This window comes from Limisphaera sp. VF-2, assembly GCF_049537125.1.
Lineage (GTDB): Bacteria > Verrucomicrobiota > Verrucomicrobiia > Limisphaerales > Limisphaeraceae > Limisphaera.
Map to the genome: position 1 here is coordinate 466,232 of NZ_JBMVQY010000004.1, position 21,039 is coordinate 487,270.

Below are 21,039 nucleotides of genomic sequence, written 5' to 3' on the forward strand. Positions count from 1 at the left end.
TCTTGGTCTTGGCCACGGGTGACGAGAATGCACATGGGACTGTCGAGCTCCGATCGCTCCGCTCCTCCGTAGCAGGTGAACTTCTTCCTCCTTGGGTCGACGGGAGTGCGTTCATGCCGGTCCCCCCGGTGCACACGTTTCTAGCACGGCCACTGAGTGACGACGATTCCAACGAACAGTTTCAACGCAGGACCTCGGAATGCCATGCATTCAAAGCATGCGTCGGATTTCTTGGGGTAATGGCATCCGTCGGTTTCCTCAACCTGGGGTGGAGAAAGACGGCAACGCAAGCCGGCATTGCAAAGACTGGATTTGAAATCTCCGCTTACGATGTTGAGCAATTCGCCGACCGTGTCGGTGAGAAGATCTGGTGTCTCTAGATCTTTGGGAGGGATACCCAAGACGGTTGCAGCGACGCGGCGGGCTGCCCGCAGGCTCATTCTCAGCTCGATTGTGCCTTCCATCCTGCCGTGGAACCCGATTGTACCCCGAAGATGACGGCCGCGTAGAGGTGTCAGGTCCTCTGGAGGGGTACGGACCAGTTGAATACCGGCCATGCTCCGGAAGGTCCGAACGATGGCAGACGTCAGCGGATGGCTCATGGTGAGCAGGAGTGCACAGCCGAGCCCGGCTCGGAGGAGCGCTTCCTCGATTGTTTCCACCACAAAGAGGCCCGCTCCGGTGGCCCGCGGGTTTGCGATTTCCAACAGGCGGCGGCTGAGTTCCGCATCTCCTGCGACGACCGCTGCAATCTCTTCCAGGTCGGCGTCCCGCCGAGCTACCAGCTGGGTGAGGCGAGCGACGCTTTCCGGGAGGGATTCCAAGTCCCGGCCTCTGGCCGAGCCGTGGAAGTTCGTCACGCCCCTGCTCATTGCCCCGCCGGGATGGTGGGTTCGAGCGTCCCGCCAGGTTTGGGGGAAAGCACCACGATCCGCGAGACCGCCTGCAAGAGCTCGTCCTCTCGAAAGGGTTTCACCAAATAGTCCCGGGCACCCAGACGAGTAAAATGCTGAAAGCTATCCCAACTTGATTCTGCGGTGATCATGACGACGGGAATCGCCCGAAGCTCCGGTGTTTCCTTGAGTTTGGTGAGCATGGTAACGCCGTCCATAACAGGCATGGTCACGTCCAGCAAAATGACGTCCGGTTTTTCCCGCGCGGCAATGGCCAACCCCTCCTCCCCGTTGGTGGCCTCGAGCACCTCGCAGTCATAACCACGCAAGGCTTTTCTCACGAGGATTCGGATGGTTTTGCTGTCGTCGACGCTAAGGATTCGCACAGGCATGGCAGATGAGTCCCGGGCCCCAAGTGCGGAACACGAGTGAATTTTTGGATAGTGCGCCAAAAGGCAGCATGCAAATCTCCCCGGATGGACGCCCTGGCGGCGGAGGGGCCACGCTTCGGCGGGGCGATGTGCCAGTTTTCGGGATCCTGTACCGCTCCGGCCCTCGAAGGCGCGTTAAGCAAGCGATGGACCACGAGGGGACGCTTGTCGGGTCCGAGGTGGATGCCGCTGCGCTCGGAGACCAGGCGGCGAATGAAATCGAAGTCCTCCCGGCTCAGGTCGTCCGGGACGGTTGCTTGCGGTTCCCCACGCGGTGCACTCCTCATGAGTTTCCAACCCATGTTCCGGCCCTTCATCGGCAAGGGCTCGGTCAGCTTGAGGAGAATTTTGCCCCGGCGGGAGTGGAAGCGGGCCGGATCATGCGCGACCGCTCCAAGGGGATTTTGCCAGCGCGGCTGCAACGGTCGAGGGTCCCGGTGGATCGAGGTAGTCGGATGGAGCCGGCCGAGCGGAGTTGACCGGTGCGACGAGAGGGCGCTGAACAAGCGCTCCTCGATGAAAAGCATCCCCAAGCGGTTGAATCGCAAAGACCTGGTGCCCCCACAGGCCCACGTCGAGTCCCCGGTGTGAGGTTGGAGAAACGCGTTTGCCGGCATCAAGGGGCCAATCTCCATGAGCGATGGAGGGTCGTTTTCGGAGCAACCCGCTGTTTTGGAATCTGCGGGGGCAGGATGGCAGGGGCTGGATCCGCGGCTGTCGGGGAAGGGCTCGTCCTCGCCGAGGGAGGTTTGCCACGGTGGCCAGAGGTCCGGACGTGATTCCTGCCTTGCCGTCAGCCGTGGCGGGTCTGGTGACCGTTCTTTTCGAGTGCGGCAAATAACGAGAACATTTCCCTGGGCCCCGGGCTCGAAAAAGGAAATGCGCCCTTCGCAGTCCACGCATCGCTCGGGGCGATCCACGCGCCGAAGGCCCATTCAGCCCGTTAGCCCGGAACAACGCCTCCGAGAACTCCATCCCCAGAACTTGCCGGGCCCTGGAGCAGCGAAACCTTTCGACCCTTGTCGCGAGGGCCGGGCGGGCCCCTCTGGATTCTGCCCCCTTCAGGGGGAGATGAATTGTGAGAACCCGGCCACCCACGGCGTTGCCCTGCGCTGCTGAATTCTCATCCCGATGGGGTGGACAACCGACGCGCCGGAGCCGCATTCAGTCGGTTAGGCCGAAGCAGCGCCCCGCGACCTTCCGACATCTGTTCTCACCGCACCCTGAAAGGGCATAACACGAGGACTTCCCGCGGCGCTGGCCCGGCGTGCTACACCCGGGTTCCGCCCCTTCAGGGCGGGGTGAATTGTCGAACCCTTGTTCCCCAAGGGGTTGTACGGGCTGGAGAATCATTGCTCCGGTGGGGCAATCGCACAACTCACTGGAGGCGCAACGGTGTACCTGGCAGCGACGCAGTCCGGCGTTGCGAGGCGCCTACCTGAAGCGGCCCAGCAGCGCCTCGTCGGGGCGGATTCGCAGGCGCGCCGATGGCGAGAGACGTTTTCTTCTGGGTGAGGCCGGGGAGGAGGTACTCGCATGGGGCTGCTTTGGGAGATCTGTCGTTTACAGCCCCGGCGCACTCAGCGCTCCTTTGGCAACGGAGATTTCCTGTCAGGCCGCAGTTCAGTTCCAGGAAGCCTCTGGAGGGTTGGCAGAACTTCGCGCGTCATCCACACGGGAAAGCCGTTGGGAAAAGGCATTTCCTTGGGCCGCTTGCATCCAGGGCTCGAAAACGGAAAGCCGCCCTCTCAGGCGGGCGGGCTTGCTGCCAATGGATCCGTCAGACCATGGGGCGCGGTTGGTCTTGCCGGGCAACTCCGGTGGAGGTGCGCAGTGCGACACGGTTTGTGTCGGAGGATCGACCGAGGGTGCAGAAACCGGGCTTGTGCGATGGATGGCTCGGCCCGGCAGTTCGAGCTGGGCGCTTCAAGGTGGGATGCCCGCCCGGTGTGGGTGCAGCCAACCGCCGGGGGCGCCGGGCCGGGGAGGAGGAGGAAGTCGGACCTGTGGCAAAGGGATTGCCGCCGCGGCAGCGTTGGCGTATGGTGTGGCCGGGTGCGCGAGTAGCTCAATTGGATAGAGCGTCGGCCTCCGGAGCCGAAGGTTGTGGGTTCGACCCCCGCCTCGCGCACCATTTTTTAGTCTTGACTCGGCGTGTGTCCGGGACGGTCCGTCCCCGACAGCGTGGTCGGAGGTTGGGGCCGCACTTCGGCTTCCCTTCGGATTTGGGCGGGGGTTTTGCCCAGGCGCTTTTTGAGCACTGCCCCCAAGTATTCCTGATGTTTGAAGCCGGACTGTTCGGCCACTTCGGGAATGGGCAGATCGGTCTCCCGCAACAGCTGACAGGCGCGGCGAATTCGCACGTCCAGGATCGCCTGATGAACGGTGCGTCCGAGCTGCGCCCGGAAGCGGCGTTGCAACACGCTTCGGGACAGGCCGGCCGCCGCAGCCACATCGTCCACGCTCAATCCCCGGCAGGCCTGTTCGCGGATGACCTGGAGGGCCCTGGCCAGGCTGCGATCCGGGATGGCCAGGACATCGGTGGAACGCCGGGTCACCACACCGATGGGCGGAACCAGCACGGGTTCGGCGGGTGGCGTGCTGCCGGCCATGAGGCGGTCCAGGAGGGCGGCGGCTTCGTAGCCGACGCGCTGGTGCGCGGGCCAAACACTGGAGAGGGGAGGAAAGGCAATCTCGCAGAGAGCATCGTCGTTATCCACGCCGATTACGGCGAGCTCATCCGGAACGGAGACGCCGGCCTGGCGACAAGCCTCGAGGAACTGGAGGCCGCGTTGATCGCTGCAAACCATGACGCCGGCGGGTTTGGGCAGGCTGGTGATCCAGCTCAGCAGTTCGCGTTCGCGTTCGGTCCAACGGGCGGTGTCGCCGTCATGGCGCGGTTGCTCGCAAACGGACACCGTGCCGCCCAGTTCGTGCACGCGTTGGCAGAAGAAATCGCGTCGGCGCAGGGACCAGTTCTCCTCGGTCAATCCGTAGAACCCGAAATGCCGGAACCCGCGTTCATAAAGGTGCTCCACGGCCATGCGCGCAATGGCCCGGTCGTCCACGTGCACCAGGGGCAGCCCTGCGGCCGGCACCAGTCCGAGCACGTCCACGGCCGGCAGGCCGGTGGCACGGACGGCCCGGGCCAAGAGCGGCGACTGTACACGGGCGATGATGCCGTCGCCTTCCCAATCGGCCAGCCAGGAGGGGGCCTGAACATCCAGACCACGAGGTTCGTGAAAAAGGGCCCAATCGCCGCGCTCTCGGACGTATCGGGCAATGCCCCGAAGGATGTCGCGGCCGGAGGCAAGCGAGGTCTCCACCAACAGCAGGACGCGGCGGTATGGTCTGGCTGGCCGGCCCGGCAGGAACGGCTCCGTCCGGGGGCCCGCCGCAGCACCACCTTTCGCAACACCTCCCTTTGGGGTCTGCGCGAATCTGGCCATCGGGCGTCTCGAACGGCCTGTAACGGGCGCCCGGAACCCCTTCGGTCTCGGGAACCGCAGGTTTCCGGGGCGGTGGACCTTTCTACAGGCCTCTGATTCCGTTGGAGCTCGAGCATGAGTCGGTCATTCGGTTCTGTCCAGTCGAAGGACCGAGTCCTGCCCGGTCGCGGGGCGCTTCAGGTTTGGGACACCCCGGGGAAGGCTCGGCCGAACTTTGGGTGCTTCGGCCCGGGAAAACCGAGGGAAAACGGCTTTTCATGGGGATTCCTGGATCCGGGGCTCAAAAACGGAAATGCACCCGCGGTCGCCCGGGTTGGAAACCCGCCGGTTGCCTCGTCGCAATCTGTCTGCTATTCTATCGGCAGAAACGACGGATTGGCGCCGGCAGTTCCCGCCCAAAGAGCAGGCGGAGAGCAGGTTGCCAGTGTCCGAGGCTTTACCAAGGAGGTTCGGTTGAGGACAAACTGGTTCGGCGGGGACGTCCACCCCTTCGGGCGTCCCCGCTTCGGTTTTCACCGACCGTACGAGCGGTGGGGCGTTTCCGGCGGCAGACATGCGTATTGACGGGATCGGGGGATTTGCTACATTCGCCGCCTCAATTTGCGAAAGGTTGCATGAAGACGTATTTGCCAAAGGTGAATCCGGATGCCCGGAAGTGGTACGTGGTGGACGCCGACGGGCAGGTTCTGGGTCGGTTGGCGGCGAAGGTGGCCGATCTGTTGCGCGGCAAGAACAAGCCGATTTTCACGCCGCATCTGGACACCGGGGACTTTGTGATCGTGATCAACGCGGAAAAGGTCGTCCTGACCGGCAAGAAGGAAACCCAGAAGACCTACATGTCGTACTCGGGTTGGAAGGGCGGCGAAAAGTACCGCACGGTGGCGGAGATGCGGGCGCGGCACCCGGAATTCCTGATCGAGCACGCGGTCAAGGGGATGCTTCCGAAGAACCGGCTGGGTCGGGCGTTGCTGACCAAGCTGAAGGTGTACCGGGGCAGTGTGCACCCGCACGCGGCGCAGCGTCCGGAGCCGATCGCCTTGTCGCGTTGAGCCGGGGTGGAACGTTGGAGCATTGACCATGAGTGAAACGGTTCAATACTGGGGCACGGGCCGTCGGAAAACCGCGGTGGCCCGGGTGCGTTTGCTGCCCGGGACGGGCAGCATCATGATCAACGGTCGTCCGTTTCAGCAGTATTTCCCGCTGGAAGCCCTCCGGGTGCACGCCCTCCAGCCGTTGGTGACGACGGGGATGAACGGCAAGTTCGACATCCGCGTGAATGTGCGGGGCGGCGGGCTTTCGGGACAAGCCGGGGCGGTGCGTTTGGGGATTGCCCGGGCGTTGTTGCGCATGGACCCGAATCTGCGTCCGGTTTTGCGTGCAGAGGGCCTGCTCACCCGCGACGCACGCGAGAAGGAGCGGAAGAAGTACGGGCAGCCGGGTGCCCGGAAGCGCTTCCAATACTCGAAGCGGTAGGGCGAGCCTTTCGTCCCGAACGGGACCTGGTTTGGCCACCCTGCCGGCTCCAAAGAGCCGGCAGGGTTTTTGTTTGGGGGACAGTCGGTGGCGGCATTTCGAGTGCCTTGTGGGATTGTCGGTGCCCGCGAAGGCGCGGGGTTCGGAGACGCGATCACGGCAACGGGCTTCCGCTTGCGGATTGAATCGCCGGGGGGTGACTCTATATTGAACCCTGCGGGAGGGCGCCAGGGCCGGCACGCGTTGGCTCCGGGCGTCGGCACGTATGCAAGTGTTGTTGCTCAAATCGAAGATTCATCGGGCGCGGGTGACCGCCGCCAATGTGGAGTACGAGGGCAGCCTGGCCATTGACCAGGAGCTGATGGACAAGGTCGGGCTTCTGCCCTACGAGAAGATTCTGTGCGGCAACATGGCGAATGGCGCCCGATGGGAGACCTACGCCATCCCGGCCCCGCGGGGGTCGCGGGCCATTGTTTTGAACGGTGCCGTGGCGCATCTGGGCAAGCCCGGAGACCAACTGACCATCATGAGCTACAGCTGGGTGGACAAGGCCAAGGCGCGGAGGTGGAAACCGCGGGTGATCGTGCTGGGCGCGCATAACGAGATTTTGGACGAACGGGGGGTCTGAATCGATTCGTGATCCCGTTTTGAGCATCCCATCCCGGCGAGCGGACAGTTGGCTAGCTGTAGAAAGAGGTGCAAGCATCTTCAATGGCTGTCTTTGGCGGGACCCCGTGAGGCCCTGGGGCTTTGGCGCCGCCAAAGGGCGAAGTGGCGGACCGGCTTTCCCTTGCCCGCAGGAAGCATGGAGAAGGCGGCCATTCACCGGCTGAGAACGTCGGTGCCGCGGATTCCGCAGCGCCACGCCTTTGGGACAACAAAGGAGACGGCGTTTTCCGGGCCACCGCTTCGGCGGTTCGGTGCGTTTTCGTGGCTTGCGTACGGCCGAGGGCTTCGGCCAGGAGGCAGAACGGTCCGGGCAACCGCCCCACCGCGTCTGCGGCGGGTCTGAGATTTTGGATATCCCGCAAAGCGTGGCGGCAACTCCAGCGCTTCGGCAGGCGGAAGCCGGCCGCAAACGCCGTTGCGTTGGATTCTAATCCCGGGCTCAAAAACTGAGAATGCCCTTGAAGCCAGACGCAGGCCCCTTGCGGCTCGGGAAAAGCCCGCCAACTGCCCGAAGTCACGGGAGAAAAGGGCGCGGCACATCCAGCCCAATCCAAGAGAGCCGCGGGACGGCACTCCGGACCGCCGCCACGAGGCTGGATCGACGAAGCTCCGGTCCGCTTCCGGTGATGTTGCGGGGCTGCGAAGGTCGGGTAACCGGGCAGTTGCCCGGCTGCTCTCTCCACTGGCTCTCAGTCGGACGAGGCTGCGAGCTTCCACGGCCTCGGAGGTCGGGGTGGATCGAGCGGCCGAGAAGTCCGGGACTGCACGCGGGTGGGTGCCAACCACCTAGTCTAGGACCGGGCGGATGAAAAGTCGGATCCGCGCCTCGGGGGCGGGTTCGGTGAGTCGAATGGCGACGCGGCGAGGTCTTTGGGGGGTGGGCACTTCTTCCTCCAAGGTCTCTGCGCGAATCTCGAATGCCGCTCCTGCAGGGTCGATGCGAATTTCGACGGTATCGGGCCCCTCGCCCACACGCAGGATGTTCGGCTCCCGGCGTGTCCAGGGCGACCAGGTGATCAGGGCGGTTTCGAAACTGACCGGGCGTGTTGCGGTCATGGAGTCGTTGATTTGCAATTCCGGCGCCGTTCCGCGCTGGAAGAAAAATTCACGCTCCAACGAGGTCAGACCCGGCACGTCATAGGCTGACTTGAGCTCAAGGCGCAGCCGATCTGCCCCGGGTCGAAAATCGGTCTCCAGCACCCTGGCTCGTGCGTGGGCACCGGTCTGCTGCAGGCGGCCGTCCACCACGGGCACACTGTGTCCGTAGGAACTGAGGACTTTGCTCTCGTAGCGTCGGGCGCTGAAGGTGCGGGCGGTGTACACTTCTGCCCCCGGGTCGCACAGGAGCATGCGGCTGCGGAAGACGACGCTGAAGCTGCCAAGGTCGTTGTGATTGTGGTGCTCGGCATTGTGCCCGCCTTTGAGGCAGACGGCGAAAGGGACCTCCCCGGGTCGAGGTCGGCAGATCAGGACGCCGGCGTCTGTGAACCAGGTGCGCAGCGGATCGAGAGGGGGGAGATCTTTGGGCGGTTCGAGAGGTGGGAGCGGCTCGGGCAGGAAAGCCGCGAGCACCGTGATGGCGAGAGCACGACCCGGTTGAGGCCGGCCGGGCGTCACGCCCCCGGGCGGGGGCAGTCCCAGGCGTCCCGACAAGACACGCACGACACGGCTGTCTGGCCTGGTGCCGGGCGTGCAATCGGAAATCGTGGGATAAAAACCGTTAAGGATTTCGGCGCGCCAGGGAAACCGGGCGGGCATCTGCGCCTGAGGATCGGCCAACAGGTCCAGCTTGCCCTCCGTGGCCAGCCGCAACATCTCGCTCAGCCAGACGAAATGCCCGAATCCGTAGTTCCAGTAGCCCAGTCCCTCGCTGCAATAGCCGTCGGGAGTAAAGCCCGCCAGGAAAGAGCGGATTCGTTCTTCGGCCACGGCCACAAACCAGGCGCGGTCTTCGGGGGAGTCGAGCATGGCCAAGGCGGTGCCGACCGTGCCTGCGAGGCAGACGGCGTTCCAGTTGTGCGTGGCGCGCAGCCAGAACGCCTCGGGTTGTTCGCCACGGATCATGGCCCGAAAGGGCCGGAGGGTGCGACGCTGTAGATTCTCCCGAATGAGCCTCCGGGCGGACTCGGACAGTTTGTCTCCCAGCAGCCAATGGGCCGTGGCCAGATCCCAGCTCAGGGCGGTGGAACCCAGGTCCATTTCCACCACTTCTCCCCGGAAATTGCGCAGGGCTCCGTCGTGGGCGGGGTACACCCAGGTGCGTTCGGCGCACAAGGCCTGAATGGTTTCCTCCAAAGGGGCGAGGAAACGGCCCCGGTTCTCCACTGCCTCGGCCAATACAAAGGTGGCGATCCGACCCCGCCGGGCGAATGCCACTCGTTGCCAGCGTTCCCGGTTGCCGGTCCGGGAGTAGTCCAGATACAGATCGTCCGGCTGGTCGGGTAACCCTTCCCGGACGAGTTGTTCGGCTTCGCGGATTACGGCTTGCCAGGCCGGTTGTTGGAGCAAGGGTGCCCAGGCGGCACGGTCGGCTACAGGTCGGCCCACGCCTGCGGGCCGTGGGGGCAACCAGCTGGTGAGGGCTCGTACCCGGGCTTCGTTCGGGGGATTTGCCACGCAGGTCTGCAGAAACGCGAATCCCAAGAGTGCCAGGGCGAGCCATCGCGGCGGAGGAATCAGGGGAGCGGGCTGCGGCCGCGGATGTGAGCCGGCCAAGGCGCGGGCTGTGGAGGCGATGCGCAGGTGCCACGCCGGAGCGGGATGCACCGATGGCAAGGCGCCGGGGCGACCCGGCTTGGAGACCGGCCGGGCGGGATCCGGTGGCGCCGCCCGGGATGGTGATCGTTTCTGGGGATGCTGGCCTCGATGGTCCATGGCCTTTTGATCTGACTGGGTTCCCCGGGTCGGCATTCAATCCGGTGCGGAGCAAATCGCCCAAGGCGGCAGGCATTTGTCTGGCGCATGCGACCGGAGTTTTGATCGCTGGCAGTCCCCGGGGACTCGGCACCGGCTTGCGTCCGAGGTGGGGTGGCGTAAGTTGGCCGCGTGAACGGTGCGTTTTCGGTATCGGCCTGGTATGGCGGGCGTTGGGACGAGTCCCAAGTGGCGGCGTGGGCATCCGATTTGCGGCGGCGGCTGAACGGTCCGGTGAGTTTCGGCCTTTTGTTCCTCACACCCACGTGGTCAACTCGGCTGCCGGGGTTGTTGGAAGTGGTGCAGTTGCATGCGCATGTGCCGTTGTTGGCCGGCTGCACCACCAGTGCGGCGATCGCCGGAGCGCAAGAGCTGGAGGGCCGTGGCGGGTTTGCCCTGGGGTTGTATCACCTGCCCGGAGCGGAAGTGCAGGCGGTCCATGTGAGGCAGGGGGATGTGGAAGGGGTGACCGGGCCCGAGCAGTGGATCTCCCGGGTGGGTGTGCCCCGGGAGTCCGCACGCGGCTGGCTGGCGTTCCTCGATCCATTGACGATGGACGTGGACGCGTGGCTCAAAAGTTGGAACGCTGCGTATCCCGGTGTGCCGATCATCGGGGGACTGGCGGGGGCGGACTTCCGTCACGAACGGACCCTGGTGTTTCTGAATCAGAGTGTCTTCGAAGAGGGCGGGGTTCTGCTTTCCCTCGGGGGAGCGGTCGAGTTGGTGGGGCGCGTGGCCCAGGGGTGCACGCCGATTGGCGAGACCTGGACGTTGACGCGGGTGGAGCAAAACTTGATCCATCGGATCGCGAACCGGCCGGCCTACGAGGTGTTGCTGCAAACCGTCCAGGGCCTGCCGCCGGATCAGCAGGAACGATTGGGAGGAAACCTTTTTATCGGCCTGGCGGCGGATGAGTATCGGGAGGAGTTTCGGCGCGGGGACTTCCTGGTGCGGAATCTGCTGGGAGCGGATCCACATTCGGGCGTCCTGGCGGTGGGGGCATTGCCGCGGCCGGGCCAGACGGTGCAGTTTCAGTGTCGGGACGCCGAAGCGGCCGATGTGGAGTTGCGGGAGCTGTTGCAACAGTTGCGCACTGAATTGACCGGACGGCGCGTGTATGGCGGTTGTTTGTGTGTTTGCAACGGCCGCGGCCGTCATCTGTTCGGCGTGTGCGATCATGACGCCCGGCTGGTCCAGGAGTTTTTGGGGCCTCTGGGAGTGGCGGGCTTCTTTTGCAACGGCGAAATTGGTCCCGTGGGGCGGACCAATCATCTCCACGGATATACTGCGGCACTGGGGTTGTTTGTGGGACGGTAGCCGGGCGTGGGGGGCTGCCGGCCCCTCTCGGGTCATCCGGGGCTCGCGGGGGCCGGGCCATCCGGGTCCAGAAGCAAATGCCATGATCGAAGAGACCATTCGAAGAATCGAAGAGCACCTCCAACGGGCCGGTGGAGTGGCCCCGGACCAGAAGGACCAACTGCTGGGCCTGGTTCAGGAACTCAAACGTGAAATCCAGACCCTGTCCCGGACGGATCAAGAGGCGGCTCAGAGCATCGTGGGTTTTACCCAGGTGTCGGCTCATGAGGCGACGCGGCGCCAGCCCGATGTGCGCTTGGTGAAACTGTCCCTGGACGGACTTCGAGCTTCGGTGGAGCGGTTTGAAACCTCGCACCCGCGGCTGGTGCAAGTGGTCAATCACATCAGCCAGATGCTGGCCAACCTGGGCATCTGAGCGCTTCTGGATGGGTCCGGGATGGAGGCGGCGGCCTGGCGGCAGAGGCCGGCGGGCTTTGCCATTTGACGCGGTGCCGTCCGGCTTGCGGGCCGTCGGACGACTCGTGACGTCCGAGGTTCCCCTTGCAACCTTGGAGCTCACCCCGGAATCCGGTCGGCTTTCGAACCCACCTCTGGTCTTGGCAACATGCATTACGCTCTTTGGGAGGCCGGCTTCCGAAAGCCTTCGCTCGCTTCCACGGTCGGGTCCTGAAGTCGGTTGAGATCCGGGAAACCGGCTCCGGCGGACCCGCGACCCTTCGATGGATCCATCGTGTGCCGGGCTTCGCTGGCGACCCGTGATCCCGTTGGGACAGAGACCCTCGCGGTGTCTGCATGATCGTCACGGCGCTTGGGCGATGACCAGTTGCCCAAGACGCCGGGGGAAGGCCGTCAGGAATTGTCTGCTCTCGGCAAGGGGGCCGGCTCGGATGGGGTTGAGGCGAGCGGGTTCGTGGCAAGAGGGAGGCCGGGGAGCCTCCGCGGGATTGTGAATCGAACATTTGTACGATGGGCAGTCGAGGGGTTTGTTGGGAGGTTTGGCAGGGTACGGAATGCGTTCTGGCTGCTCTTTCGCAAGAGATTTGCAGGCTGGTCGGCAAAGCGCGAGGCGTGCGCGGGCCAGCTGTGCGGCAGACGGTCGTCGCCGTGCGAGGCATCCCGTGGCGCGCCCTCGCGGCAGCGACGGCGTGCTCGAAGCCTGCAACCCGGACCGGCAGGGGGAAGTAGCTTTTGGGGAATGTGCGGCTGATGCTGTTGCCGGCCTCGGAGTCCGGCCTTAATTGGCGTTGGTTGCGTGGGAAAGGTACGGGCTCCGGGTACTCCTGGCGTCGCCAAGGCCCGGTCAAGACGCAATCCGTGCAGCAGGCCGTCGGCCGCTGCGGCAGGCCTTTCAGAAGGGGAGGGCCTGCCGCCTTGTTTTTGCGGCACCCGTGCCCGGGGGAGGCCCCGTGCGGGGTCGGCGATCGAGGTGGACGTCTCTCCTTGCGCGCGCTTTCAGGGGAAACAACGAGCGCGCACATTGTGCAGTGCGCGGGCCGCAGGGCGGGGTTCGCGCAGTTTGGACAAGACATGGTCGGGCCAAGGGGCCACGGATCCGGCGTCAAGGAGGGGAAAGGGCCGGTGAAGGAAGATGCCAGTCCGGGCTTGACGGCATCCGGGGGGCCGGGTTGGATGAGCTTCATGAGAACGGCATGGATGGTGGGGCTTTTGGGCGTGGCGCTCGTGGCCGGCGGCTGTGTCGGCACGCTGGACGGGCGTCGGCAGGCGGGTGTGCCCTTTGTGAAGGACCGCGTCGAGGGCCGTTACGAACGTCCCGTGGAGCGCGTGTACGCGGCGGCGCGTGAGGTGATTCGTTTCAATGGTACGCTGGTCCGGGAAAGCACCCAGCACGGGGAGACCAGTACGGTCCGGATCCTGGAGGGGAAGGTCAACCAGCGCACGGTTTGGGTGCGGGTCGAGCCGGTGGATCCCAAAGTAACCAGTGTCGTGGTCCAGGTCCGCACGCCCGCCGGGGGCAAGGACCTCGATCTGGCCCACGAGATCGAAAAGCAGATCGCCCTGCAGTTAACCCGGTAGGCCGCGTTTGAGGCCGAGATTTTGTTCGTACACGCCAAGCTTGATGGCTTGGCGTTTTTGTTTGGACTTGAACTCCAGCGGCAGAAGGTTGAGGCGACGTCGTGCCTGTTCGGCGTGGGCGCTGTTGGGAAACAGCTCTTCGACCCGTTCCAGGGTCCGTCGCACGGTGGCTTCGTCGCGACCATGGCGCACCTGCAGGTCGGCCAGCAGATGCAACCAGTGTGCCACCTGGGCCGGCGGGGCGTTGGAGTGTTGAATGAGTTGCTCCAGCTGATCCTCCGCCAGGTCCAGTCGGCCAAAGGCATCGGCGTACAGAAGGGCGAGTTTTTCGCGGGTCTCGAAGTCGTCCGGATGCTGTTCCAACTGGGCCACGTAGCGGGCGGCCAGGGTTTCGGGGGATTCGGGGGGCGGGGTCAGTTGGACGGGTTGGCGCTGGAGCCCGATGTTTTCGATGCCTTTCCGCACGACGATGCGTGTCGGTTCGTGTGACTCGGCGAGCCATTCGGCCGTGGGCATGCGCGCCAGGCGTTGGCGCGCGGTGATCGCCAGGTCGGTGTCCGGAAACTTTTCGAGGAGTTGCTCCAGCACGCGTCGCGCATTTTCCGGGTCCTGGCCGATGCGAAGGTACCAGTCGGCCAGTGTGCTCAACGCGTAGGCGAGGTTTTGTGGGGTATGACCCGGTTGTTCGCAGAGACGTTGGATGGTCAGCTCGGCGCCCTCGAGGTCGCGCATGTCCTCGGCCAGAATCTCTGCCGCCAGCATTTGGCCCTCGAAATCGTTGGGGAATCGGGCAAGTTGGGCGCGCACGTCGGCAAGGGCCGCGGCGGCCTGACCCCGTTTGCGTTTGGCCCGGGCGATCGAATAGAACGGGCGGGGTTCGGGTTCCTCGTCGCCTCCGGTGAAGGCATTCCAGATGGGTCGGAACAAGACCTCGGCGATGTTCGGCGCCCAGAGCACTCCCGCAATCATGGCCAGTGTGAGGGTGAGCAGGACCAGGTACGGCCCACTGCCGACCAACGGGCGCACGGTGAAAATGACGTAGAGCAGGAGCGCGGTGAAGAGCCACTTGAAGATCAAGACGGGCGGATCGTCACGGCTGCGTTTCAACCACCGAACCAGGGCAATTCCCCCGAGCACCAACACGGCCAGCAAGCCCAGCAGGTCGGCAACCGTTTTCCAGGACCACTCCATGGCTTCCATGGCTTTGTCCTAGCATCGCTCCGATCGTCTGACGATGCAACTCGCCGCATGAAGACTCGGTTTGGAGCAGCCGAGGGTCGGGCACGGCCGACGGGGCTTCCCGGCGCAACCCTGGCCCCGGGCCCCAACGAGGATTTGCCATCGGATCCCGCCCCCGGAGGCTCCCCCGGCCCGGCTGCCGCCAACACAAGGCCCTCTTCTTGACGGCACTCCAGCGGCCATGGGTGACCTCACGGCGGGGTTCGGGAGTTGCTGGGGCCACGGTAACTGGGCGCGCGGTTCCGGCACGCTTCCGGCCCGTGCAGGTGGCAAGTTCCCTTCGGAACGCCCACTGTGGGTATCGCTCAACCAGCGGCTGACCGCAGAAGCAAAGCAGGAGTCTTCAATGTGTCTATCAGACTACTGCAGGGTTTGCTCGAGGTACACAGCCAGGGGACCCGGCGTGTGTGTGCAAACCTTTCGCAAGCCGGGAGAATCGAAACTGCCTCCGGCTTGAATGGGCTGCGCCGTCCCGGAGTCGAATCGATCGGGCTGGACGGGTGTGACGCGCGCCGTCGAGGGCACGATGCACGCCCTCATCATGCGGTGTGGACACACAGCCTCGGTGTGCGTGCGTGGAAAAACCCATTACGGAACGAGCCGGGGCAGTGGGTTGGAGGTGAGGAGCGAAGCCGCCGGCCGGCCCAGCGCATGCTGGTTCGGTTGCTGGATGGGACGCGAAAGTTCCAAGAGAAGCTGACCCGGAGGCACAAGTGAGGATCGTGACAGAGCCAAGAATGTCCAAGGGGCGGCCAACCGCCGGACCATTCCAACCGCGGACCATTGCGTGTGCCGCCAGTCGGCCCTCTGGCGGTGCGTGGCAGCGATGGTTTGCGTGCGCGTTGGCCCTTGGACTCGTGGCGGGCCGGCTCAGTGCGCGAGCCGAGGAGGTTCTGACCTGGGAGATCGACCTCGAGCGGCGCCATCAGACGATCGAGGGCTTTGGCGCCTCGGACGCATGGTCGGCACAGTTCGTGGGCCGCTGGCCGGACGCTTTGCGGGAACGCGTGGCGGAGCTTTTGTTCAGCCGGGACTGGGACGCACAGGGTCGGCCTCGGGGCATTGGTCTGTCGATCTGGCGATTCAACGTGGGGGCCGGGAGCGCCGAGCAGGGCGCCGAAAGCGGCATCCGGGATCCGTGGCGGCGGGCGGAGTGTTTTCAGAAGGCCGATGGGACGTGGGACTGGAGCAAACAAGCCGGGCAGCAATGGTTCCTGGAGGCGGCGCGGCGACATGGGGTTGAAACGTTCGTGGCCTTCGTGAACAGTCCGCCCGTGCACCAGACGCGCAACGGCCGTGCATGGGGGGACGGAGGACATCGGAGCAATCTGAATCCCGACCGGTATGAAGCGTTCGCGGCGTTTTTGGCGGAGGTGTGTGCCCATTTCGCCCGCACGGGCCGGCCGTTTCAATACCTCAGTCCGGTGAATGAACCGCAATGGAACTGGTCGCGTCGCAACGGCCAGGAAGGCTGCCCCTGGACGAACGAAGAGCTTCGACGACTGGTGCCGGTGCTGGATGCGGCGGTGCGGGCCCGGGCGCCGGAGGTGCGCATCGTGCTGCCGGAGACCGCGACGCTGGACCACCTTCTGCGGCCCATGCAAGGAGAGCCCCTGGCATCCGACCAGTTGCGGGAGTTGTACGGAAATCGACCGGACGCGGTCCACCGTCTGGCGCGTGTGGCTCCGGTGGTGGCGGCGCACGGCTACGGCACCACGGAGCGGCGACAGCATTGGCTGGGGGTGCGACGCGAGTTGGGGCGGCGACTGCGCCAAGAGCATCCCGGGCTGCGGTTTTGGATGAGCGAGTACTGCATCCTGGGTCAAAACCACGAAGGACGCTTGCGTGGCTCGGGCCGCGATCTCGGGATGGCGCCCGCCTTGTTCGTGGCGCAAGTGATTCATCATGACCTCACGCTGGCGGAGGCGACGTCCTGGCAATGGTGGCTGGCGATCAGCCCATATGACTACAAGGACGGACTGGTGTATGTGGGGCGCGAACCGGCCCCCGAAGCGGTCCGGGAATCCAAGCTGCTGTGGGGGTTCGGACATTACGCGCGGTTCGTCCGACCGGGCAGCGTGCGCGTGGACGTTCGGGCCACCGGCAACGTGCCGAACCCGGAGACCGATGGCGACGCGCCTCTGTTGTCGGCGTACCTGCAACCGCAGACGGGTGCGGTGGTGGTCGTGGGCGTGAACCCGTCGGATCGGGAGCGGAAACTGACCCTGCGTTTGGCGGACGGTACAGCCGCGGAGTTCCGCACGTATCTGACAACGGAGGTGGAGGGGGAAAATCTGATGCCGGGCCGGCCGCTGCGCACAGGGGAAGCCTGGCCCTGGCCGGCACGCAGTGTCGTCACCTGGGTAATGGCGAAAAAGGATGTGTAGGAGCGGCCTGCGAAGGCCAGGGAAAGGCCTTGTTTCGCGGCTGCGGCGCCGGGTTTGCTGAAGGTTTTCTGCTCTGGAGGCCGGGCGATGTTTGCGGGCTGCAGGGCAACGCGTGGCCGTTTTACGAAGTGCGCTTGGCCCCGGGGATCCCGGCGAAGGCGGTCACTCGGATGGACGCGGATGGCTCAAACACGGCGGCGCGCGTTTTTCCCCGGATTCCAGGGCTGCCCGTGCGGCCGGGGTTATGGCGTGAGCAGGCTGACAGGGGACAGACTCCGAAGCCATTCAACTTCAGTGCTAATGCATCCGGGCCGCTGGGGATCCGTTCCGGGCCAACCCGCGACCTGTGGGTTGCGCAGCGGTCTGTTGACACCGGGGCCGGCAAGGGTTGGCGAGCTTCTCATCCGAGAGGCTCCGCCGGACTCGGACTTCTTGAAGATGCCGGTTCGCTCAGAGGGCGGATGCCGGATCCGCCTGGATGAGGGCCGGTGGATTCCGTCTTGGCACCGTTGCTTTGAGGAAGTTTGCCCTCTTGCGCGCCGGCCGGCCCTGTGCTATGTAGATGTCGCCCTGAATCGCGGGGTGGAGCAGCCTGGTAGCTCGCAAGGCTCATAACCTTGAGGTCGGTGGTTCAAATCCACCCCCCGCAACCAGCTTTGGAGTGCACGTCGCCCTGATCCGGGAGGATCAGGGCGATGTCTTTTTTGAAAACCGCCGGGCTGGGGATGCTTTTCACCTCGCACGCCAACGCCTTTCAGAGGGGCCGAGGGGATGCGGGTGGGGCCCCCGACCGGGCAGCAGGTTCGGGTGAGGGAGCGGACGCGTGTGTGGCGGGGAGAGCAGGGCATCGGAAAGGTCGGGCCCCCGGCCCCCGCCTTGGGCCACTCGAGCTGCCCGGAAAACCTTGCGGGCCGGGCGGGAACCATCTAGTGGATGCGGCATGACAGAGGATTTCCGCGCAATGGGACACGCCCCGGTCTCGCGTCGCCGGTTTTTGACACTGGGCCTGGCTGCGATGGGAACGCTGGGGCTGAGCCGGCGGCGGGTTCTGGCGGCCAGTCCCAACGACCGCATCACGCTGGGGTTCATCGGCATGGGCCGTCAGAACCGGAGTTTGTTGAATGGTTTTTTGCGGAAGCCGGAGGTGCAAGTGGTGGCGGTGTGCGACGTGGACACCACGCGGCGCGAGGATGCACGACAACGGGTCGATGCCTTTTACGGTCGGGAACAGCGATCGGGCGGGTACCGGGGTTGCGCGGCGTATCGGGATTTTCGGGAGCTGTTGGCGCGGTCGGACATCGATGCGGTGGTAATTGCCACGCCGGATCACTGGCATGCGTTGCAAGTGGTGGCAGCGGCGGCCGCGGGCAAGGACATTTACTGCGAGAAGCCGTTGTCGCTGACGATTGCCGAGGCGCAAGCCATGGTGGAGGCGGTGCGGCGGCACGGGCGGGTGTTGCAGACGGGCAGCCAGCAGCGGTCGTCGTCGGAGTTCCGCCGTGCGTGCGAACTGGTCCGCAACGGGCGGATCGGGCGTGTCGAGAGAGTGATCGTGGGGGTGGGCGGGCCGAGCCGTTGGTGTGACCTGCCGGAGGAGCCGCTGGAACCGGGCCTGGACTGGGATTTGTGGCTGGGACCGGCGCCCTGGCGGCCCTACAACTCGATCCTGAGCCCGCGGGGCGTTCACGATCATTTTCCTCTTTGGCGTCGGTACCGCGAATACTCGGGGGGAGCGATGACGGACTGGGGGGCGCATCATTTCGACATTGCGCAATGGGGGTTGGGGATGGATGGCAGTGGGCCGGTGGAGGTGATCCCGCCCGAGGATCCGGGTTCCGGCACCGGAGTTCGCTTTCGGTATGCCAACGGGGTGGAGGTGATCCATGACAGCGACAAGCGCGGAGTGTGGTTCGAGGGAACCGAGGGCCGCATTTTCGTGGATCGGGGCAAATTCGAGGCCCAGCCGGAGGCTGTGGCGGCCGAGCCGCTGGGGCCGGGGGCACTCCGGCTGTACGCGAGCGATGACCATCTGCAGGACTGGCTGGATTGCATGCGCACCCGCCGACGGCCGATCTGCGATGTGGAGGTGGGGGCGCGCTCGGTGACCGTGTGTCATCTGGGAAATCTGGCCTACTGGTATGGGCGCCGGTTGCGTTGGGATCCGGCGCAGTGGCGCTTCGTGGGTGATGCGGAGGCGAATGGTTGGTTGGACCGGCCGCGGCGCGAGCCGTGGAAACTGGCCACCTGAAGCCTGCGCGGGCAGGGCGTGGAGCGCGTGGATCTGCAGCTCGCGCGGGCGCACGATCTCCGGTAGCGGTGTTCGGCCGGCGACGCATTCGTGCGGGTTCGGGCTTGCCCGGGCGCGGGGGGAAGTTTAAGGAAGCACGGGTTTGATTTATGGAGTACCGCATTTCCAACCGGGCGGCCTCGCTGACGCCCTCGCTGACTTTGGAGATCGATGCGAAGGCGAAGCGGATGAAGGCCGAGGGACAGGACGTGGTGGGTTTCGGGGCCGGGGAACCGGACTTTGACACGCCGCAGCACATCAAGGATGCCGCGGCGGCGGCGCTGGCGGCGGGCTTTACGAAGTACACCCCGGCGGCCGGCATTCCGGAGCTGCGCAAGGCGATCGCGGACAAGCACCGGCGCGAAAACGGCCTGGAGTATGCACCGGAACAGATCATCGTCTCCTGCGGCGGAAAACATGCGTGTTACAACGTGATTCTGGCCACTTGTCAGGAGGGGGACGAGGTGCTGATTCCGAGTCCGTACTGGTTGAGTTATCCGGAGATGGTGAAGCTGGCCGGGGCCACGCCGGTGATTCTGCCGACGACCGACCGCACGGAATTCAAGGTGACGGCGGAACAGCTGCGGGCGGCGATCACGCCGCGGACGCGGTTGTTCATTTTGAATTCGCCGAGCAACCCGACCGGCACGGTCTACAGCCCGGAAGAGGTTCGCGCGCTGGGGGACGTGTGCATCGAGCATGGTGTGCTGATCATGAGCGACGAGATTTACGAGCATCTCCTGTACGACGGGGCGGTGCACCGCAGTGTGGCCAGTTTTTCGCGGGCCCACTACGAGCACACGATCCTGGTGCACGGGTTTGCCAAGGCCTGGAGCATGACCGGATGGCGGCTGGGCTGGACCGCCGCCCCGGAGCCGATCGCGCGTGCCATCGATGCCATCCAAAGCCATTCGACGAGCAATCCGACCAGCTTTGCGCAGAAGGGCGGGGTGGCGGCGCTGACGGGTCCGCAGGATCATTTGAAAACGTGGCTGGCCGAATTCGATCGGCGCCGGACGTATGCCTGGCGCCGGTTGAATCAGATTCCGGGCCTTTCCTGTGTGAATGCGCGCGGGGCGTTTTATCTGTTTCCGAACATTTCGGGCACGGGGTTGAAATCCACGGAGTTTTGCAAGCGGTTGTTGGAGGCGGAGAAGGTGGCTGCGGTGCCGGGCATTGCGTTCGGCGCGGATGATTACATCCGGATCAGTTACGCCACCAGCATGGAGAATCTGGAAAAGGGGCTGGATCGCATCGAACGGTTTTGTCGCGCCCTGGTGGGGTGACGGGGATGGGCTGCGGAAGCGGTTGCCGCCCGGAGTTGCCACCGCGGGGTTTCGTGGAGTTGCCGGGACGTTTGGCGGGAGGGTCCAAACGACCTCGGGATTTGATCACCCGTAGAGAGCGCCAGGGTCTGCGAAGGCAGCGGCGGGACGGCATCAGGGGGGCCAGTCGAGGGAACCGGCTTTTTCCATGCCCGGCAGGGGCGGCAACTGTTCGAGGAGCTGCATCACCGTCCGGGATTGTCCGGGCAGGATGAGGTCGGGCGCCAGCTCGCTGAGGGGTTCGAGCACGAAGCGGCGCAGGTGGGCGCGTGGGTGGGGGAGGATCAGCGTTTCGGTGCGGCGTTGCTCGTGTCCGAAGGCGATGAGGTCCAGGTCCAGGGGGCGGGGCGCATTGCGGACGGGCGCGGGTTGGCGGCCGAGGGTTCTTTCCAGAGCCAGCATTTTTTGCAGGAGGGATTCGGCGGTCTCGTCCGGGAACGGGATGAGCATGGCCACGGCGTTGAGAAAAGGGGGCGAGCCGGGCGGGCAATCCACGGGTGGGGTTCGATAGAGGGAGGAGACCCGCACGGGGCGGGGCGACCATTGGGCCATGGTGGTCAGGGCAGCTCGGAACGTTTGGGCCGGGTCTCCGAGATTGGCGCCCATGGCGATCCAGGCAGGA

16 protein-coding genes and 2 tRNA genes are annotated in these 21,039 nt (G+C 65.0%); 11 read left to right on the forward strand and 7 right to left on the reverse strand.

Features of this window, described 5'->3' with window-relative positions; genetic code table 11:
- Nucleotides 1-140: 140 nt before the first annotated feature.
- Together ACPDIT_RS13530 and ACPDIT_RS13535 are read right to left on the reverse strand one after the other, a co-directional pair.
- On the reverse strand, nucleotides 141-860 hold the full coding sequence (locus tag ACPDIT_RS13530) for a chemotaxis protein CheX (protein WP_423444322.1): 720 nt from the start codon (nucleotides 858-860) through the stop codon (nucleotides 141-143).
- An 8-nt stretch (nucleotides 861-868) separates the two neighbouring features.
- Nucleotides 869-1,285 (reverse strand): response regulator, encoded by a 417-nt coding sequence (locus ACPDIT_RS13535; RefSeq protein WP_423444323.1) that lies wholly within the window; start codon nucleotides 1,283-1,285, stop codon nucleotides 869-871.
- A gap of 2,096 nt (nucleotides 1,286-3,381) precedes the next feature.
- On the opposite strand from ACPDIT_RS13535, the gene ACPDIT_RS13540 reads away from it, so the two are divergent.
- Nucleotides 3,382-3,458: transfer RNA gene (locus tag ACPDIT_RS13540), tRNA-Arg, on the forward strand.
- A gap of 4 nt (nucleotides 3,459-3,462) precedes the next feature.
- Here the strand turns inward: ACPDIT_RS13540 and ACPDIT_RS13545 are convergent.
- Nucleotides 3,463-4,650: a XylR family transcriptional regulator gene (locus ACPDIT_RS13545; protein WP_423444325.1), complete on the reverse strand. Its 1,188-nt coding sequence runs from the start codon at nucleotides 4,648-4,650 to the stop codon at nucleotides 3,463-3,465.
- 737 nt (nucleotides 4,651-5,387) lie between these two features.
- Between ACPDIT_RS13545 and rplM the strand changes: the two genes are divergently transcribed.
- The 3 genes from rplM (at nucleotide 5,388) to panD (ending at nucleotide 6,874) form a co-directional block, all read left to right on the forward strand.
- The gene (gene rplM, locus ACPDIT_RS13550; RefSeq protein ID WP_423444327.1) at nucleotides 5,388-5,822 is read left to right on the forward strand and encodes a 50S ribosomal protein L13; all 435 of its coding nucleotides are present in this window, start codon (nucleotides 5,388-5,390) and stop codon (nucleotides 5,820-5,822) included.
- A gap of 28 nt (nucleotides 5,823-5,850) precedes the next feature.
- Nucleotides 5,851-6,246, forward strand: coding sequence for a 30S ribosomal protein S9 (gene rpsI / locus ACPDIT_RS13555; protein WP_423444328.1), 396 nt, complete (start codon nucleotides 5,851-5,853; stop codon nucleotides 6,244-6,246).
- 265 nt (nucleotides 6,247-6,511) lie between these two features.
- Nucleotides 6,512-6,874, forward strand: coding sequence for an aspartate 1-decarboxylase (panD, locus tag ACPDIT_RS13560; protein ID WP_423444330.1), 363 nt, complete (start codon nucleotides 6,512-6,514; stop codon nucleotides 6,872-6,874).
- An 827-nt stretch (nucleotides 6,875-7,701) separates the two neighbouring features.
- Here the strand turns inward: panD and ACPDIT_RS13565 are convergent.
- A complete protein-coding gene (locus tag ACPDIT_RS13565; protein WP_423444332.1) occupies nucleotides 7,702-9,531 on the reverse strand; it encodes a heparinase II/III domain-containing protein in 1,830 nt (609 codons plus the stop codon).
- A gap of 429 nt (nucleotides 9,532-9,960) precedes the next feature.
- Between ACPDIT_RS13565 and ACPDIT_RS13570 the strand changes: the two genes are divergently transcribed.
- The 3 genes from ACPDIT_RS13570 (at nucleotide 9,961) to ACPDIT_RS13580 (ending at nucleotide 13,179) form a co-directional block, all read left to right on the forward strand.
- Nucleotides 9,961-11,145, forward strand: coding sequence for an FIST signal transduction protein (locus ACPDIT_RS13570; protein ID WP_423444333.1), 1,185 nt, complete (start codon nucleotides 9,961-9,963; stop codon nucleotides 11,143-11,145).
- An 82-nt stretch (nucleotides 11,146-11,227) separates the two neighbouring features.
- A complete protein-coding gene (locus tag ACPDIT_RS13575) occupies nucleotides 11,228-11,560 on the forward strand; it encodes a DUF4404 family protein (RefSeq protein WP_423444335.1) in 333 nt (110 codons plus the stop codon).
- 1,223 nt (nucleotides 11,561-12,783) lie between these two features.
- Nucleotides 12,784-13,179: a DUF3568 family protein gene (locus tag ACPDIT_RS13580; protein WP_423444337.1), complete on the forward strand. Its 396-nt coding sequence runs from the start codon at nucleotides 12,784-12,786 to the stop codon at nucleotides 13,177-13,179.
- On the opposite strand, the gene ACPDIT_RS13585 is transcribed toward ACPDIT_RS13580, so the two are convergent.
- Both ACPDIT_RS13585 and ACPDIT_RS13590 read right to left on the reverse strand, forming a co-directional pair.
- The gene (locus ACPDIT_RS13585) at nucleotides 13,168-14,379 is read right to left on the reverse strand and encodes a tetratricopeptide repeat protein (RefSeq protein ID WP_423444339.1); all 1,212 of its coding nucleotides are present in this window, start codon (nucleotides 14,377-14,379) and stop codon (nucleotides 13,168-13,170) included. The two genes, ACPDIT_RS13580 and ACPDIT_RS13585, sit on opposite strands and share 12 nt — an antisense overlap.
- 399 nt (nucleotides 14,380-14,778) lie before the next feature.
- A complete protein-coding gene (locus tag ACPDIT_RS13590) occupies nucleotides 14,779-14,961 on the reverse strand; it encodes a hypothetical protein (protein ID WP_423444340.1) in 183 nt (60 codons plus the stop codon).
- A 299-nt stretch (nucleotides 14,962-15,260) separates the two neighbouring features.
- Between ACPDIT_RS13590 and ACPDIT_RS13595 the strand changes: the two genes are divergently transcribed.
- From ACPDIT_RS13595 to ACPDIT_RS13610, 4 genes are all read left to right on the forward strand, one after another.
- A complete protein-coding gene (locus ACPDIT_RS13595; RefSeq protein WP_423444342.1) occupies nucleotides 15,261-16,805 on the forward strand; it encodes a glycoside hydrolase in 1,545 nt (514 codons plus the stop codon).
- 576 nt (nucleotides 16,806-17,381) lie between these two features.
- Nucleotides 17,382-17,458, forward strand: a tRNA-Met gene (locus ACPDIT_RS13600).
- Between the two features lie 287 nt (nucleotides 17,459-17,745).
- The gene (locus tag ACPDIT_RS13605) at nucleotides 17,746-19,053 is read left to right on the forward strand and encodes a Gfo/Idh/MocA family protein (RefSeq protein ID WP_423444343.1); all 1,308 of its coding nucleotides are present in this window, start codon (nucleotides 17,746-17,748) and stop codon (nucleotides 19,051-19,053) included.
- Nucleotides 19,054-19,202: 149 nt separating this feature from the next.
- Nucleotides 19,203-20,378, forward strand: coding sequence for a pyridoxal phosphate-dependent aminotransferase (locus tag ACPDIT_RS13610; RefSeq protein WP_423444345.1), 1,176 nt, complete (start codon nucleotides 19,203-19,205; stop codon nucleotides 20,376-20,378).
- Between the two features lie 153 nt (nucleotides 20,379-20,531).
- Here ACPDIT_RS13610 and folK read toward each other — a convergent pair whose 3' ends face one another.
- Nucleotides 20,532-21,023 carry a 2-amino-4-hydroxy-6-hydroxymethyldihydropteridine diphosphokinase gene (gene folK / locus ACPDIT_RS13615; RefSeq protein WP_423444347.1) on the reverse strand — a complete coding sequence of 164 codons (492 nt, stop codon included), beginning with the start codon at nucleotides 21,021-21,023 and terminating at the stop codon, nucleotides 20,532-20,534.
- Nucleotides 21,024-21,039: the final 16 nt, after the last annotated feature.

What these genes read in the sequence shown, in the direction of transcription:
- ACPDIT_RS13535 (WP_423444323.1), bottom strand. Translation starts at nt 1,285, where the DNA reads ATGCCTGTGCGAATCCTTAGCGTCGACGACAGCAAAACCATCCGAATC.
- rplM (WP_423444327.1), top strand. Translation starts at nt 5,388, where the DNA reads ATGAAGACGTATTTGCCAAAGGTGAATCCGGATGCCCGGAAGTGGTAC.
- rpsI (WP_423444328.1), top strand. Translation starts at nt 5,851, where the DNA reads ATGAGTGAAACGGTTCAATACTGGGGCACGGGCCGTCGGAAAACCGCG.
- panD (WP_423444330.1), top strand. Translation starts at nt 6,512, where the DNA reads ATGCAAGTGTTGTTGCTCAAATCGAAGATTCATCGGGCGCGGGTGACC.
- ACPDIT_RS13575 (WP_423444335.1), top strand. Translation starts at nt 11,228, where the DNA reads ATGATCGAAGAGACCATTCGAAGAATCGAAGAGCACCTCCAACGGGCC.
- ACPDIT_RS13580 (WP_423444337.1), top strand. Translation starts at nt 12,784, where the DNA reads ATGAGAACGGCATGGATGGTGGGGCTTTTGGGCGTGGCGCTCGTGGCC.
- ACPDIT_RS13585 (WP_423444339.1), bottom strand. Translation starts at nt 14,379, where the DNA reads ATGGAAGCCATGGAGTGGTCCTGGAAAACGGTTGCCGACCTGCTGGGC.
- ACPDIT_RS13590 (WP_423444340.1), bottom strand. Translation starts at nt 14,961, where the DNA reads ATGATGAGGGCGTGCATCGTGCCCTCGACGGCGCGCGTCACACCCGTC.
- ACPDIT_RS13605 (WP_423444343.1), top strand. Translation starts at nt 17,746, where the DNA reads ATGACAGAGGATTTCCGCGCAATGGGACACGCCCCGGTCTCGCGTCGC.
- ACPDIT_RS13610 (WP_423444345.1), top strand. Translation starts at nt 19,203, where the DNA reads ATGGAGTACCGCATTTCCAACCGGGCGGCCTCGCTGACGCCCTCGCTG.
- folK (WP_423444347.1), bottom strand. Translation starts at nt 21,023, where the DNA reads ATGGGCGCCAATCTCGGAGACCCGGCCCAAACGTTCCGAGCTGCCCTG.